Source organism: Azohydromonas caseinilytica (assembly GCF_012927045.1).
Taxonomy (GTDB): Bacteria; Pseudomonadota; Gammaproteobacteria; order Burkholderiales; family Burkholderiaceae_C; genus Azohydromonas; species Azohydromonas caseinilytica.
Genome location: NZ_JABBFW010000004.1, coordinates 1 through 14,872, shown reverse-complemented (window position 1 = coordinate 14,872; position 14,872 = coordinate 1). Strand labels below are relative to the sequence as shown.

Genomic DNA, 14,872 nt, shown 5'->3' with positions numbered 1-14,872 from the left:
GCGTGAATGCCCGGTCCTTGCGCTGCATCAAGCCGTGGCGGCGAGATTGCGCAGCCGGATGTGCAGCTCGCGCAGCTGCTTCTCGTCCACGGCGCTGGGCGCGCCGGTGAGCAGGCACTGGGCGCGCTGCGTCTTCGGGAAGGCAATGACGTCGCGGATCGACTCGGCCTTGGTCATGAGCGTGACCAGGCGGTCCAGGCCGAAGGCCAGGCCGCCGTGCGGCGGCGCGCCGTACTGCAGCGCGTCGAGCAGGAAGCCGAACTTGAGCTGCGCCTCTTCCGGGCCGATGTTGAGCGCGCTGAACACCTTGCTCTGCACCTCGGCGCGGTGGATACGCACCGAGCCGCCACCGAGTTCCCAGCCGTTGAGCACCATGTCGTAGGCCTTGGCCAGGCAGGCGCCGGGGTCGGTGTCCATCAGGTCCTCGTGCCCATCCTTGGGCGCGGTGAACGGGTGGTGCACGGCGACCCAGCGGTCCTCTTCCTCGTCGTGCTCGAACATCGGGAAGTCCACCACCCACAGCGGCGCCCAGCGGTCCTCGAACAGGCCCTTGGCGCGGCCGAAGTCGCTGTGGCCGACCTTGACGCGCAGCGCGCCCAGGGCGTCGTTCACCACCTTGGCCTTGTCGGCACCGAAGAAGATCAGGTCGCCGCTCTGCGCGCCGGTGCGGGCGAGGATCTGCTCGATGGCGCGGTCGTGCAGGTTCTTGACGATGGGCGACTGCAGGCCCTCGCGGCCCTTGGACAGGTCGTTGACCTTGACCCAGGCCAGGCCCTTGGCCCCGTAGATCTTGACGAACTCGGTGTAGCCGTCGATCTCGCCGCGGCTCATCTCGCCGCCGCCGGGCACGCGCAGCGCCGCCACGCGGCCGCCCTTCGTGGTGGCCGGGGTGCTGAACACCTTGAAGTCCACGTCGGCCATCACGTCGGTGAGCTCGGTGAACTCCAGCTTGACGCGCAGGTCGGGCTTGTCGGAGCCGTACAGCCGCATCGCGTCGGCGTAGGTCATCACCGGGTACTCGCCCAGCTCGACATCGAGCGCCTTGCGGAAGACGTGGCGGATCATGCCCTCGGTGAGGTCACGGATCTCCTGCTCGGTGAGGAAGCTGGTCTCCAGGTCGATCTGCGTGAACTCGGGCTGGCGGTCGGCGCGCAGGTCCTCGTCGCGGAAGCACTTGGTGATCTGGTAGTAGCGGTCGTAGCCCGCGACCATGAGCAGCTGCTTGAACAGCTGGGGCGACTGCGGCAGCGCGAAGAACATGCCGTCGTGCACGCGCGAAGGCACCAGGTAGTCGCGCGCACCTTCGGGCGTGCTCTTGGTGAGCATCGGCGTCTCGATGTCGATGAAGCCCTGCTCGTCGAGGTACTTGCGCACTTCCATCGCCACGCGGTAGCGCAGGATGAGGTTGTTCTGCATGTACGGGCGGCGCAGGTCCAGCACGCGGTGCGTCAGGCGCGTGGTCTCGGAGAGGTTTTCCTCGTCGAGCTGGAACGGGGGCGTCACGCTGGGGTTGAGCACCTCCAGCTCGTGGCACAGCACCTCGATCTTGCCGCTGACCAGGTTGGCGTTCTCGGTGCCGGCCGGGCGCGCGCGCACCTTGCCCACGACCTTCAGGCAGAACTCGTTGCGCACGCCCTCGGCGGTGGCGAACATCTCCGGGCGGTCCGGGTCGCACACCACCTGCACGATGCCTTCACGGTCGCGCAGGTCGATGAAGATCACGCCGCCGTGGTCGCGGCGGCGGTGGGCCCAGCCCATCAGGGTCACGGTCTGGCCCATCAGCGCTTCGCTGACACGGCCGCAGTAGCTGCTTCTCATTGTTGGCTCCAGGAACTGGTTCGGGAGGCCGCCGCGGCCGGCAGCCTGAGGGAATGAAGCGCCGGCGGGTTCAGCCGGCGCGATTGCGCAGCGGCAGCGGTGCGGCGGACGCGACCGCGGGTGCGGGCGGGGCGACCACGCCCATCGAAATGATGTACTTGAGCGCCTCGTCCACGCTCATCTGCAAGGGCACCACGTCGGCACGCGGCACCATCAGGAAAAAGCCCGAGGTCGGGTTGGGCGTGGTGGGCACGTACAGGCTCAGGTGCTCGCCGCCGAGCTGCGTGGCCACCTCGCCACCGGGACGCCCGGTGACGAAGGCGATGGTCCAGGAACCCGCGCGCGGGTACTGCACCAGCACGGCCTCGCGGAAGGCGTTGCCGCTGCTGGAGAACAGCGTGTCCGAGACCTGCTTCACCGAGCTGTAGATCGACTTGACGATGGGAATGCGGCCCATGAGCCGGTCCCACTGCCGCAGCCACCACTGGCCAAAGACGTTGGCCACGAACATGCCGGTGAGCAGCAGCACCACCACCACCACCACCACGCCCAGGCCCGGCACGTCGCGCAGTTGCTCGATGCCGGACTGCGCCGTGGGCGGGAGCACCCGGGTGATCGCCGCCAGCACGGTCACGAACACGCCGTCCAGCATGCCGAGCGCCGAGCTCAGCACCCAGATGGTGACGGCCAGCGGCAGCCACACCAGCAGCCCGGCGACGATGTACTTTTTCACGCGCGAAGGCCTTTGCGCCGATGCATCAATGGCAGGCGCAGGAGCCGCCGCAGCCGGCCGCCGGCGCGGCGGACTCGGACGACGACGTCGAGGCGGCGGCCGGCTCGGCCGTCTTGGCAGCTGGGGCCGACGTGCCGCCGCTGCCGCCCTTGAAGTCGGTCACATACCAACCCGAACCCTTGAGCTGGAAGCCCGCGGCGGTGAGCTGCTTGCTGAAGGCCTCGGCGCCACAGGCCGGGCAGGTGCTCAGCACGGGGTCGGAGAGTTTCTGCAGCACGTCCTTCGCGTGACCGCAGGCAGAACAGCGATAAGCGTAGATCGGCATGGCTAAGCCTTTGATGCAAAACGAAAAATTATAAAGCCCGAGGTGGGGCGGCGATGTCGCAAGGGATAGGCGCCGCACCCGCGGCGGCAGATAGGGTCGCCGATCAGGCTTTCAAGCCGCTGTCCAGGCCGCGCAGCGCATGGTGCGAGCCATGGCGGTTCCTGAGCGCCTGCGGCCCCAGCGATCCCAGCAGCATGCCCAGCGCGCTCATCAGCACGCCCGCAAGCTGTGCCGGGAACGCCTCGCCGGCCGGCGTAGCCAGGAACAGCAGCCAGGTCAGCAGGCCCAGCACGATCGAGAAGATGGCGCCCTGCGTGGTGGCGCGCTTCCAGTACAGGCCGGCCAGCAGCGGCACGAAGGCGCCCACCAGCGGCACCTGGTAGGCGCCGGAGACCATGTCGTAGATCGGCGTGCCTTCGGATGCGATGGCGTAGGCGCACACCAGGATGCTGAAGACCAGCACCGCCAGCCGCATGGTGCGCAGCTCCTCGCGGTCGCCCTGGCGCGGGAAGAACTGGCGCCAGACGTTCTCCACGAAGGTCACCGACGGCGCCAGCAGCGTGGCCGAGGCCGTGCTCTTGAGCGCCGACAGCAGTGCGCCGAAGAACAGCACCTGCATCACGAAAGGCATGTGCTCCAGCACCAGCGTGGGCAGCACCTTTTGCGGGTCCTCCTCGATGAGCCGCGTCGCCTGCTCCGGCATGATGATCAGCGCACTCGTGACCAGGAACATCGGCACGAAGGCAAAGAGGATGTAGCAGAGGCCGCCAATGACGGGACCCTTGGTGGCCGCGTTCACGTCCTTGGCCGACATCACGCGCTGGAACACGTCCTGCTGCGGAATCGAGCCCAGCATCATCGTGATCGCGGCGGCGATGAAGAACAGGATGTCGGTAAAGCTCGGCTCGGGCAGGAAGCGGAACAGGTCCTTGCTGGAAGCCAGCGCGATCACCTTGTCGGCGCCGCCGGCCTGATCGGCGGCGAAGAAGGCGATAATGGCCAGACCGCCGACCAGGATGATCATCTGGATGAAATCCGTCACCGCCACCGACCACATGCCGCCGAACAGCGTGTAGGCCAGGATGGACGCCGTGCCCAGGATCATGCCCAGCGGCACGCTGATGGCGCCGCCCGAGAGCAGGTTGAATACCAGCCCCAGCGCCGTGACCTGCGCCGAAACCCAGCCCAAGTAGCTGAGGATGATGATGATCGAGCACACCACCTCGACAGCGCGGCCGTAGCGCTCGCGGTAGTAGTCGCTGATGGTCAGCAGCGACATGCGGTAGAGCTTGGCGGCAAAGAACATCCCCACCAGGATCAGGCAGCTGCCGGCACCGAAGGGGTCCTCCACCACCGCGCCCAGGCCACCCTGCACGAACTTGGCAGGGATGCCCAGTACGGTTTCAGAGCCGAACCAGGTGGCGAAGGTGGTGGTGACGATCATCACCAGCGGCAGGTGCCGCCCGGCCACGGCGAAGTCCGAGGTGTTCTTGACCCGCTTGGCAGCCCACAGGCCGATGGCGATGGTCAACAGCAGGTAAAAGAGGACCAGGGTCAGCAGCATGGAACGACCTGCGGGAGAAGGGCTGGGGGGAGGAGCCGCGGCGGCGGCAGCGCAGAGGGGGACGCATTATCCCCTGCCCTGCGGGGGTAAAAGCCGGACATGCCACGACGCCGGGCCACCGCAGCGGCGACGCCGGTACTGAGTCACGCCGCGACAGCGGCTTTGGCCAGCTTCAGGCCGGCGCCAGCATGTGCAGCCGCAGCGCCAGACGCATCAGGCCCACCCCCAGCGCGAAACCCAGTCCGCCCCACAGGATGCCTTGCAGCAACCGGTTGGTGCGGCGCTGCTCGCCCAGGATGGCCGCCAGCAGGGCTTGCGAATCGTCGGCCTTGCCGGGCGCGCGCTGCAGCGCGTGATGCAGCAGGCGCGGCATCTCGGGCAACAGCCGCGCGTAATGAGGCGCCTCGTGCTTGAGCCGGTCCACCAGGGCGCGCCAGCCGATCTGCTCGTTCATCCAGCGTTCCAGGAAGGGCTTGGCCGTGGCCCACAGGTCCAGCTCGGGATCGAGCTGGCGGCCCAGCCCTTCCACGTTGAGCAGCGTTTTCTGCAGCAGCACCAGCTGCGGCTGGATCTCCACGTTGAAGCGGCGCGACGTCTGGAACAGCCGCAGCAGCACCTGACCCAGCGAGATGTCCTTGAGCGGACGGTCGAAATGCGGCTCGCACACGGCGCGGATGGCCGACTCCAGCGCGTCGATGCGCGTGTCCGGCGGCACCCAGCCCGACTCCAGATGCAGCTCCGCCACCCGCTTGTAGTCACGCCGGAAGAAGGCGATGAAGTTCTGCGCCAGGTACTCCTTGTCCACCTCGGTGAGCGTGCCCATGATCCCGAAGTCGAGCGCGATGTAGCGGCCGAAGGTGGCCGGCTCCAGGCTGACCTGGATGTTGCCCGGGTGCATGTCGGCATGGAAAAAGCCGTCGCGAAACACCTGCGTGAAGAAGATCGTCACGCCGTCGCGGGCCAGCTTGGGAATGTCCACACCCGCCTCACGCAGCCGGCCGATCTGGCTGATGGGCACACCGTGCATGCGCTCCATCACGATCACGCCCGGCGCGCACAGGTCCCACAGCATCTCGGGCACCAGCACGAGGTTGAGCCCTTCCATGTTGCGGCGCAGCTGCGCTGCATTGGCGGCCTCGCGCACCAGGTCCAGTTCGTCGTGCAGGTAGATGTCGAACTCGGCCACCACCTCGCGCGGCTTGAGCCGGCGTGCATCGGTGCTGGTGCGCTCCATCCAGCGCGCAAACCGGTGCAGCAGGGCCAGGTCGTCCTCGATGATCGAGAGCATGCCCGGACGCAGCACCTTCACCGCCACCTCGCGGCCATCGCGCAGGGTCGCGAAGTGCACCTGTGCAATGGAAGCGCTGGCCACGGGCTCCGGGCTGAAATACGAGAACACCTCGTCGATGCGACGCCCGAAAGCCGCTTCCACCAGGGCGACGGCCTGCGCGCTCGGAAACGGGGGCACGCGGTCCTGCAGCCGGGCCAGCTCATCGGCAATGTCCAGCGGCAGCAGATCACGCCGCGTGGACAGCACCTGACCGAATTTCACAAAGATTGGCCCCAGCCGCTCCAGCGCGCGGCGCAGGCGCACGCCACGCGACTCGTCGTAACGCCGGCCCAAAGTGACCACGGCGGCCAGCGCGCGCACCCAGCGCTGGCGGAAATGCGACAGCGCGATGTCGTCCAGCCCGAAGCGCAGGACGGTGAACGCGATGTAGAGAAACCGCGCGAACTGCCTCATGAGCCGGCACGCCAGCGCGCCGCGCCGCCGAGCAGGGCCTGCCGCAGTCCGCGCGCCAGCGCTGCGCCCACCGCGCTGAGCTGCTGCGCCGCCGCGGCGCCCAGCACCCGCTCCAGATCCGCGGCAACGTCCCAGCGCAGGTTCTGCAGCAGCCAGTTGATGTCAGCAGCCAGCGCCGCGTCGCCATCGAGTTGCACCGTAGGCTGTGAGCCGGTCAACGACTGGGCGACAAGAGCTGCAGGATTGGACGCGTCCACCCGCACATGCAGCTGGGCCGCGGCCGGCGGCGTCTCACACCACTCCAGCAGCCCCGCCGGCGTAACGCGCCAGCACAGCGTGGGCAATGGCGGCAACAGACGCGGCCAGCGCTCCAGATGCAACTGCACCAGCGCGCCGTCACGCGGGCGCAGCAACTGCCTCGCCACGGGTTCGCTGTCAAGCACGTGATTCAAAAGCAGAGTCAACCGCTGCATCAGGGCTGGAGCCAGCAGGGCATTAAGGGCGTGCAACATGCGCGGCATTGTAGGCACCCAGATTTGGACGCCCGCATCCACGGGAAGCGAAGCGGGCTCGGCGGTCCCAAGGCTGAGAATGGCTTTCAATAAATGGGGTAAGGAGCTGGTGCGCAGGCATGAACGTGCCGCGTCCGTTGCTGTTCAACCGGATTCCATGATCGCCCATCGCAGTTACAAACGGACGTTCTACAGCGCACCACAGTCAGTCACGAGCCTCGTGGCGGCCTTCATGGAGCCCGCGATTGCTGTAGCCGTCTTCCTGCTGTCCACGCGCTGGTATGGCCAGCCCATCGAGCGTCCGGCCCTGGTTCTGGGTCTTTTGGTCTTTGCGCTCACGTTCCCGGGGCGGCAACGCTTCAAGGACCCGCTCTTCGCTGCAGCCATAGACATCATCAACAGCTGGGTCGTTCTGCTGCTTGCCTTGCTGTTGTGCGGCTACGCCACGCAAAGCTTGGGCTACTTCGACCGGCGTGTTCTGCTGAGCTGGGCGCTCACTACGCCTATTCTTATCTGGCTAGGAGTATGCGCAGGACAAGTCGTGCTGCGCCGTCGCGCCACTCGGCTCGTCCTGCGGCGTCCCGCAGTCGTGGTAGGTAGTGGTTTGCTCGGTGTAAAGGTAGCCCGCGCCTTGAGAGAGAGCAGCGACCAGGGAAGTGAATTCGTGGGGCACTTTGACGATCGTCACGACGCGCGAGTGCACGAGGACGCCACCAGCTTGCTGGGCACTCTGCAGGACGTGGCGCCCTACATCCGTACTCATGGGATCAAGGAGGTATACATCACGCTGCCTTTGGGCTTGCAGCCTCGCATCGTGGAACTTCTGGAGTCACTTCAAGGCACCACGGCCTCCATCTTCTTTGTACCTGACGTCTTCGGTATCAGCATCATCCAAGGCAGACTTCAGGATATGAATGGCATTCCCGTAGTGGGCATTTGCGAAACTCCATTCACGGGCACTAATGAGCTTGTCAAGCGGATTTCCGACTTGGTATTGGCCTCTCTGATCTTGGTGTTGATTTCGCCATTGCTGGTGGTCATTGCCATCTGTGTAAAGTTCAGCTCGCCCGGTCCGGTCATCTTCAAGCAGCGACGTAACGGCCTCGATGGCAGCGAGATCCTGGTCTACAAGTTTCGTACCATGACATGCCAAGATGATGGCGCCGTGGTTCGACAGGCTACGCGCCAGGACCCTCGTATCACGCCTGCGGGTGCGTTCTTGCGCCGCACATCATTGGACGAGTTGCCGCAGTTCTTTAACGTACTCCAGGGCAGCATGAGCATCGTCGGCCCACGCCCGCATGCCGTTGCTCATAACGAGGAGTACCGCAAGCTGATCAAGGCGTACATGGTGCGCCACAAGGTCAAACCAGGCATTACGGGTTGGGCACAGGTCAATGGTCACCGTGGCGAGACCGATACGGTCCACAAAATGCAGGCCCGTGTGGAATACGATCTGGAGTACCTGCGTAACTGGTCGCTCGCTCTGGATCTGCACATCATGATGCGCACAGCGCGGCTGGTTTTCTTCGACCGAAATGCTTACTAAAAAGCCGTCGCTGGAGAAATGCTTTTGACTAACACCCTGCCACGCGCGTGTCGTAGCGCCGCCGGTTGGCTGCTGTTTGCTACTGTAGTGACTTCAAGCCACGCCCAGATGAGTCCGTACTACTTGGGCGCCTCGCTCAGCCGAGGGCACGACTCCAACATCTTCCGAGTACCTGAAGCTAAAGGGCCTCAATCGGACTCGATCACCACGGGAGCTTTGCTTGCGGGCCTCAACCAGCCTATCAGCCGACAACGTGTGTATGCAGATCTTGAGTTGCGTCGGCAACGTTTTGATAAGCTTCAGGAGTTGAACAACACAGGCTACAAGCTTGCATCAGGACTGGACTGGGAAACCGTAGGCAATTTCTCCGGTGCACTTAAGCTCGGCACCGAGAAGTCACTGGCGTCGTACAGCACCCTGTTTCAGGAGACACTGCAAGAAAAAAACATTGAACGCGAGCGCAGTTTTAGTGCCTCTGTACAGCGCGGCACGGCAAGAAACGATTTACAGGTGTTTGGTGCACTTAATGCTCGCGAAGTCGATTACTCCTCTCCTGCTTTCCGCTCCAGAGAAAATAATCGCCGTGCGCTGCGAATCGGTGCCCGTTGGCACAAGAGCGATTTACTGACGCTTGGCGCTGCAGCAGTTGAAGCCCGCGGGAAATATCCTTCTCTACCTGATGCGTACAATAGCCATGGAGTAGAATTCACTGGTGACTGGGCAGTTTCAGGTGCCAGCCATCTCGACGGCAAAATCATTCATGAACGGCGCCGTTATGATTCAGCTAGACAACGTGATTTTTCGGGACTAACAGGACTGCTGCGCTGGAAATGGGAGCCAACCGGCAAATTAGCACTCACAACCTCTTTATTGCGCGATGCTGATGATAGTGAACGCTTTACAGACAATACCCCCAATCAGCCCATCGCGGGCTCTCGCGTTACCAACTCGGTGATGTTGGACGGAGCATGGAAAGCAACCTCGAAGATTACCTTCAATGCCAGCATGCGCTACAGCGATAGGAAACTGGTCAATTTTGCTCCATCTGGTGCACCGATGCAGCGGGGCAGCGATACCACACGCCTAGCAAGCTTAGGCGCGACATGGACAGCCACCAACAATGTCTCTGTTGGTTGCAATGTAGCCCGCGAGTCGCGTAGCACCGAGTCAAACTTAAGCTTCTCCTATAAGGCCAACACAGCCAATTGTTATTTACAAGCAGCATTAAAATGAACACAAACATCTTGCCCACCAAGTGCACCGTGCTTTTAACAGGCGCTACTGGATATATCGGATCCCATACGTGGCTCGCACTACAAGCGGCCGGCTATCGCGTCGTAGGCATAGACAATTTCAGCAACAGCTCTCCACAGGTATTGGCACGCCTGAAGCGCTTGAGCACACAACCTATTGTTTTTGAACAGGCCGATATCTGTGACACACACTCTCTGGAGGGCATTTTTTCACGCCATCAGCCTCAAGCAGTTATTCATTTTGCTGCATTCAAGGCAGTTGGGGAGTCCACACAGCGCCCCTTGGAGTACTACACCAACAACTTGGGCGGCTTGCTGACGGTATGCCGCACGATGCGGCGACACAAGTGCAAACGCTTTGTATTCAGCTCTAGCGCCACGGTATACGGTATACCGAAGAAACTGCCCATTACAGAGGATGCCAGTCTGTCCGCCACCAACCCATATGGTCAGACAAAGCTGATGGGCGAGCAGATATTAAAAGATCTTGGCGCTTCAGATCCACAATGGCAAACGGCTTGCTTGCGTTACTTCAATCCTGTTGGAGCCCATGAGAGCGGCGATATTGGCGAGGACCCCCGCGATACACCCAATAATCTCATGCCCTACGTTGCACAGGTAGCAATAGGCAGGCGTCCATTTTTGCAAATCTTCGGAAACGACTACCCCACCCCGGATGGAACAGGTGTGCGCGATTATATTCATGTGACAGATTTAGCAGAAGGCCATGTTGCGGCACTAGACCGCCTGCTCGAGAACGATGAGTCACTCACTGTAAATTTAGGTACTGGTCAAGGATACAGCGTCTTGGAAGTCGTAGGAGCTTACGAAGATGCGTGTGGACACACAATTCCATTCAAAATCGCGGCGCGCCGTCCAGGTGACGTTGCCGCTTGTTATGCTGATCCAGCCTTTGCACATAAAATACTTGGATGGAGTGCTCGTCACGACCTGAATCGCATGTGCACTGATAGCTGGCGATGGCAATCTAAGAATCCCAACGGCTACGAGTGAAAGCAGCACACACAGTCGCACCCAGTTAGAGATAGGCAAATTAGCACCCAAACCCTAGTTAGTCGGGCCTGCATAACTCTGTAAGCCCGCGCCGGCATTGAAGTTTCGGGGCTTGCGCCGATGGTAGAAACTACCGGATTACGCTCTACTGGTATTCGGTTTCTGGGAGTTCTGGAGCCTGCCCGCTGAGTACCGACGACTTCTTCCGCGCCCGGCTGGAGACCATGATCGACATGCGCCACCCACTGGCCGTGCTGGCCACGCGCATGTTGTGGAAGGACATCGAAGCGGCCCTGGCGCCGGTTCTGGCACACAAGGACCGCGCGGGGTGTCACTTTCCGGCATATAGGAGCCGGGCTTTTTCGGCATATAGGAGCCACGTCGAAGGGCTCTCAGGACACCGGTGACGGCCTCAAGCTTGGGCGGCCTTGGAGCCGCTGGCAAGCCGGTTGTGGACGACGGGTAGGGAGTTGCCGCGGCATGCGGTAGCTCGCGCCGTCGAGCACCAGGCAGTAGGCGTTGTGGCGCATGCGGTCCAGCGTGGCGCTGGCCAGTAGCTTGTTGGCCGGGAAGGCCTAGTCCCACTCCTGGAAGTCAAGGTTGCTGGTGACGATGGTGGTCACGCTTTCGTAGCGCTTGGCCATGAGCTCGTGCAGGTCCTCGTCAGCCGGCGGCCGCAGTGGTTTGAGGCCGTAGTCGTCAATGATCAGGAGTGGCACGCGCGCCAGGTTGGCCAGCCGTCGCTCGTAGCCGCCGGTGGCGCGGGCGGCGTTGAGCGAGGCGGTGAGCTGGCTGCAGGTCATGAAGGCCACGTCCACGCCCTGGCGCACTGCACAGTGGCCCAGGGCCTGGGCCAAGTGGCTTTTGCCCGTGCCGCACGGGCCCACGATGAGGACCGGCGACTTCTCCTCCAGGTAGCGCCCGGTGGCGAGCTCGTGCACCAGGGCGCGGTTGAGCTGGGGCAGCCGCTCGAAGTCGAATTGCTCCAGCGTCTTGCTGCTGCGGAAGGCGGCGCGCCGCAGCCGGGTGACGAACTTCTTCTGCTCGCGCCGCGCGACCTCGTCCTCCACCAGCAAGGCAAGGAACTCGGTGTAGGCGAGCTTGGACTCGATGGCCTGGCGGTTACGGGCCTCCAGCGAGTCGAGGATGCCTGAGAGGCGCAGCTGCTTCAGGTGCGGGCTCAGCACTGGCATGGGGTTCATGGCAAGCACTCCAGGTGGGTCAGTGACGCGGAGCGTCGGGGTCGAACAGCAGCTGCGCGCTGCGCACGAAGCGTGCGCCGGGCGCGTGCACGTGGCCGAACTCGGCCACACTCAGCGGCTGTCGGTCGTAGCCGCCGGCCAGGATGATCTTGACCGTGCGGTAGAACGGGCTGGCATGCAGCAGCGCCCGCGCGCACGCGGCTTCGAGCCGCTCGGCGCCGTAGGTGTCGCGCATGCGCAGCACGCCTTGGGCGGCGCGCAGCCGCTCCAGGATCCGGTCGGTGAGCATCTGCTCGATGAGCTCGGCGCACGCGGTGCCGACCTCGCGCGCCTGGCGCAGGCACCAGGCGCGGTCGTGGGCGAAGAAGAGCTGGGCCTCCGGCGGCAGGTGGTCACGCACGCTCACGCGCTCGCCCGGGCGCTGCGCGCGCCGGTGCGTGGCCACCAGCTGGTGCTCGTGGTAGACGAACACCGCCGTGTCGGTGGCGCGTAGGTCAGACCACCGGTCTGACGCGTCTTGCCCACCAGCGTGAACGGTACCGGGTACAGCGCCCGCTCGTGGGCGACGTGGCAGTCGCGGTGCACCGTGACGCGGTGCCAGGTGCCCAGGTCGGGCGCGACGGCGGGCAGCTCCAGCATGTGCGCCCGGTCCAGCTCGAACAGCGTCAGCGGCTTCTGGCGCGTGGTGCCGTGCACGCGCTGGCCGGCCTCGTCCATCACCCAGCCGCAGGCCTGCGCGTTGAGGTCGGCCAAGTCGCGGAACTGGCGCAGGGGCAGGAAGTTCATCTTCACGAACTTGACCCCCACTTCGACGATTCCTTTTTTAGGGGCGTCGCCTGGGGGACAAGGGTCGATCCGGAACCTCCAGCCTTCGGCGCACTCGGCGTAGGCGCGCTGCACCACCGGGTCGTGGATGCAGGCCTTGCTGATGGCGCACTTGGCGTTGTCGATCACCAGCCGCCTGGGTACCGCGGTGAACCACTCGAAGGCGCGGCGGTGGCAGCCCAGCCAGGTCGCCACCGTCTGGTCCCAGACGAACTCGACGTACTGGTGGCGGCTGAAGCACAGCGTCATCACGAACGCCCAGGTGCGCCGCACGCTGCCGTCGGGGTGCAACAGCTTCGGCCCGGCGCCGAAGTCCACCTGCGCCGCCTCGCCCGGCGCGAACGCCAGCGGCACGGTGGCCGCCGGCGGCGTCTCGCCGCGGATGGAGACGATCATCCGGTACAGCGACGAGTAGCTGCCCGGGTAGCCGTGGTTGCACTTGAGCGCGGCCGGCGATCGCGGTGGCGGGCACCGACTGCTCCAGCCACTCCTGGATGCGCTGACGGTGCGAAGACGGTGCGGGCAGCCTGCTTCGCCGGCTCCAGCGCCGCGGCGATCTGCGCCTCGTCCGGCAGCGGCGCCTCGGCGTCGAGCCAGCCCTGCACGGCGGCCAGTGCCCGGAACTCGCCGAGCTTGCGCCGGCCCATGGCGTGGCTGCGTGCGAGCTCGCGGTCGGACGCGCCGCGCCGGATCTGCGCCAGCACGGATCGGTACTGGAACATCTCGAATCTCCTTCGGCCCATCGCTGCCTCCGTGCTTGCCTGGTGTGGCACGCACTTCAGCACCGATGCGGCCGGGCTCAGATCGAGGTGTCCGTCAGCCCTGGGTGGCTCCTATATGCCGAAAACGAAGTGGCTCCATTACGGCGGAAACCGCGTGGCTCCATGACGCCGAAAACGCCATGGCGCCTATATGGCGGAAAGTGACACGCGGCGCAGCATCGAAGGTGCGGACCTTTTCGGCCCGACGCTTGCCGTGGCCGGCGCGGGCGTGAGCCATGCCGGACGGCCGCGGCTGCCCATCCGGCTCATGGTCTCGCTGCTGTACCTCAAGCACGCCTACAACGAGAGCGACGAATCGGTCATGGAGCGCTGGAGCGAGAACGTCGTTTGGCAGTTCTCCAGCGGCATGGAGTACTACGAGCCGCGGCTGCCGTGCGACGCCACGCAGATCGGGCGCTTCCGCCGCGTGCTGGGCGAGGCCGGCGTGGAGCAGCTACTCAAGTCCACCATCGAAGCCGCGGTGGCGATGAAGGCGGTGAAGAAGGCCGAGCTGGAGATGGTGACGGTGGACACCACGGTGCAAGAGAAGACCATCGCCTTCCCCACCAATAGCCGGCTGCAGGAGGTTGCACGCCAGAAGATCGCTCGGCTGGCTCGGCGTGCCGATCTCAGACTACGCGAGACTTTCGAGCGCGAGGGCTGCGAGTTGGAGCGCAATGCTGGCAGCTATGCGCGCGCCAAGCAGACCTCTTGGCGGGGCCGTACGCTGCGACACCAGCGCACGCTCCTCGGAGCGCTGCTGCACGACGTGCAACGAAAGATGGTCCACCTCGGCGGAAAGACCCGTGCTGCGCTGCAGGTCTGGAGACGGCCACACACTGGCTGCGCGATGGGAGCAGGCCACCACGCTGCTGCAAAATATCGGCGTGGCGCCCAAGGTCGCCGTGGTGGTGGAGTTGGGCTACTGCGATGTGGACGCGGCCGTGGCGCCTGTGCAACTCATTCACCGCGGCAAGGTCAAGCGGCTCACCCAACCTCAGCCCCGCCGACGCCAAGTCATCAAGCCAGCCATCGGCCATGCCAAATACGAGCGCCAGCCCTGCTGGCTCAACGGCTCGGAAGGTGGCCTTGCATACGGTGTTGTGCGTCGTCGGCTACAACCTGCCCTGGCTGCTGCGCGCCATTGCCCGGTTGGGTATCGGAGCTGTTTTTTCGTGCCTGCAGTTTCTAGCCACTTTGTTCTCTGGCTGGCGCACCGCCGGCTCTGCCGGTACTGCGTCACCCGCGCATGTAACGCCGACCTGACCACGACCGTGATCGCTGTTCACCTTGGCACCAAACTAGTGGGTCATCCGGCACGATGGGTGGAATTTAGTCATAACCGGTCTTGAGCGACGCAGCGGTCGAAGGACACACGCGCCTGAAGCCGCCAGTCGATGCATCCGCTCCCGTGCCCTGCGTCGCCGGCCTTGTCGAGGGCCTCCCCAGACAAACGGCGTGGGGTTTCTGTTCCATGCCTGGGCGGCGCACTCCAGGTTCTCAATGATGGCTGCAGGCGTTTGTAAATACTGGCCCGCCAATGCCCGTTGCACCAGGATGTGCTGCATGGAT

At 64.2% G+C, this 14,872-nt stretch carries 10 protein-coding genes and 2 pseudogenes; 4 read left to right on the top strand and 8 right to left on the bottom strand.

Annotated elements, in window-relative coordinates; all coding sequences use genetic code 11:
* Nucleotides 1–27 precede the first annotated feature (27 nt).
* The 6 genes from aspS to HHL10_RS07185 all read right to left on the bottom strand — a co-directional run bounded on the left by aspS (nucleotide 28) and on the right by HHL10_RS07185 (nucleotide 6,705).
* A complete protein-coding gene (aspS, locus tag HHL10_RS07210) occupies nucleotides 28–1,818 on the bottom strand; it encodes an aspartate--tRNA ligase (RefSeq protein WP_169159677.1) in 1,791 nt (596 codons plus the stop codon).
* A 70-nt stretch (nucleotides 1,819–1,888) separates the two neighbouring features.
* Nucleotides 1,889–2,551 (bottom strand): DUF502 domain-containing protein, encoded by a 663-nt coding sequence (locus tag HHL10_RS07205; RefSeq protein ID WP_310734545.1) that lies wholly within the window; start codon nucleotides 2,549–2,551, stop codon nucleotides 1,889–1,891.
* A gap of 25 nt (nucleotides 2,552–2,576) precedes the next feature.
* Nucleotides 2,577–2,876 carry an FmdB family zinc ribbon protein gene (locus tag HHL10_RS07200; RefSeq protein ID WP_169159676.1) on the bottom strand — a complete coding sequence of 100 codons (300 nt, stop codon included), beginning with the start codon at nucleotides 2,874–2,876 and terminating at the stop codon, nucleotides 2,577–2,579.
* A 103-nt stretch (nucleotides 2,877–2,979) separates the two neighbouring features.
* Entirely contained in the window at nucleotides 2,980–4,440 is a 1,461-nt protein-coding gene (locus HHL10_RS07195) for a high affinity choline transporter 1 (RefSeq protein WP_169159675.1), read from the bottom strand.
* 172 nt (nucleotides 4,441–4,612) lie between these two features.
* Nucleotides 4,613–6,184: a ubiquinone biosynthesis regulatory protein kinase UbiB gene (ubiB, locus tag HHL10_RS07190; protein WP_169159674.1), complete on the bottom strand. Its 1,572-nt coding sequence runs from the start codon at nucleotides 6,182–6,184 to the stop codon at nucleotides 4,613–4,615.
* Complete coding sequence (locus HHL10_RS07185) at nucleotides 6,181–6,705, bottom strand: hypothetical protein (RefSeq protein ID WP_235971174.1); 525 nt, start codon at nucleotides 6,703–6,705, stop codon at nucleotides 6,181–6,183. The genes ubiB and HHL10_RS07185 overlap by 4 nt, the downstream gene beginning before the upstream one ends.
* Nucleotides 6,706–6,775: 70 nt before the next feature.
* Between HHL10_RS07185 and HHL10_RS07180 the strand changes: the two genes are divergently transcribed.
* From HHL10_RS07180 to galE, 3 genes are read left to right on the top strand one after another with little or no spacing between them, the layout of a single operon-like run.
* Entirely contained in the window at nucleotides 6,776–8,245 is a 1,470-nt protein-coding gene (locus HHL10_RS07180) for an undecaprenyl-phosphate glucose phosphotransferase (RefSeq protein WP_235971171.1), read from the top strand.
* 24 nt (nucleotides 8,246–8,269) lie between these two features.
* Nucleotides 8,270–9,478, top strand: coding sequence for a porin family protein (locus tag HHL10_RS07175; RefSeq protein ID WP_169159673.1), 1,209 nt, complete (start codon nucleotides 8,270–8,272; stop codon nucleotides 9,476–9,478).
* On the top strand, nucleotides 9,475–10,512 hold the full coding sequence (gene galE, locus HHL10_RS07170) for a UDP-glucose 4-epimerase GalE (protein ID WP_169159672.1): 1,038 nt from the start codon (nucleotides 9,475–9,477) through the stop codon (nucleotides 10,510–10,512). Before HHL10_RS07175 ends, galE begins: the two co-directional genes overlap by 4 nt.
* Nucleotides 10,513–10,904: 392 nt before the next feature.
* Here the strand turns inward: galE and istB are convergent.
* Together istB and istA are read right to left on the bottom strand one after the other, a co-directional pair.
* Nucleotides 10,905–11,714 (bottom strand): annotated as a pseudogene (istB, locus tag HHL10_RS07165) (IS21-like element helper ATPase IstB).
* A 19-nt stretch (nucleotides 11,715–11,733) separates the two neighbouring features.
* Nucleotides 11,734–13,261 (bottom strand): annotated as a pseudogene (gene istA / locus HHL10_RS31320) (IS21 family transposase).
* A gap of 190 nt (nucleotides 13,262–13,451) precedes the next feature.
* Here istA and HHL10_RS07155 point away from each other — a divergent pair.
* On the top strand, nucleotides 13,452–14,492 hold the full coding sequence (locus HHL10_RS07155; protein ID WP_169159671.1) for a transposase: 1,041 nt from the start codon (nucleotides 13,452–13,454) through the stop codon (nucleotides 14,490–14,492).
* The last annotated feature ends 380 nt before the right edge of the window (nucleotides 14,493–14,872 follow it).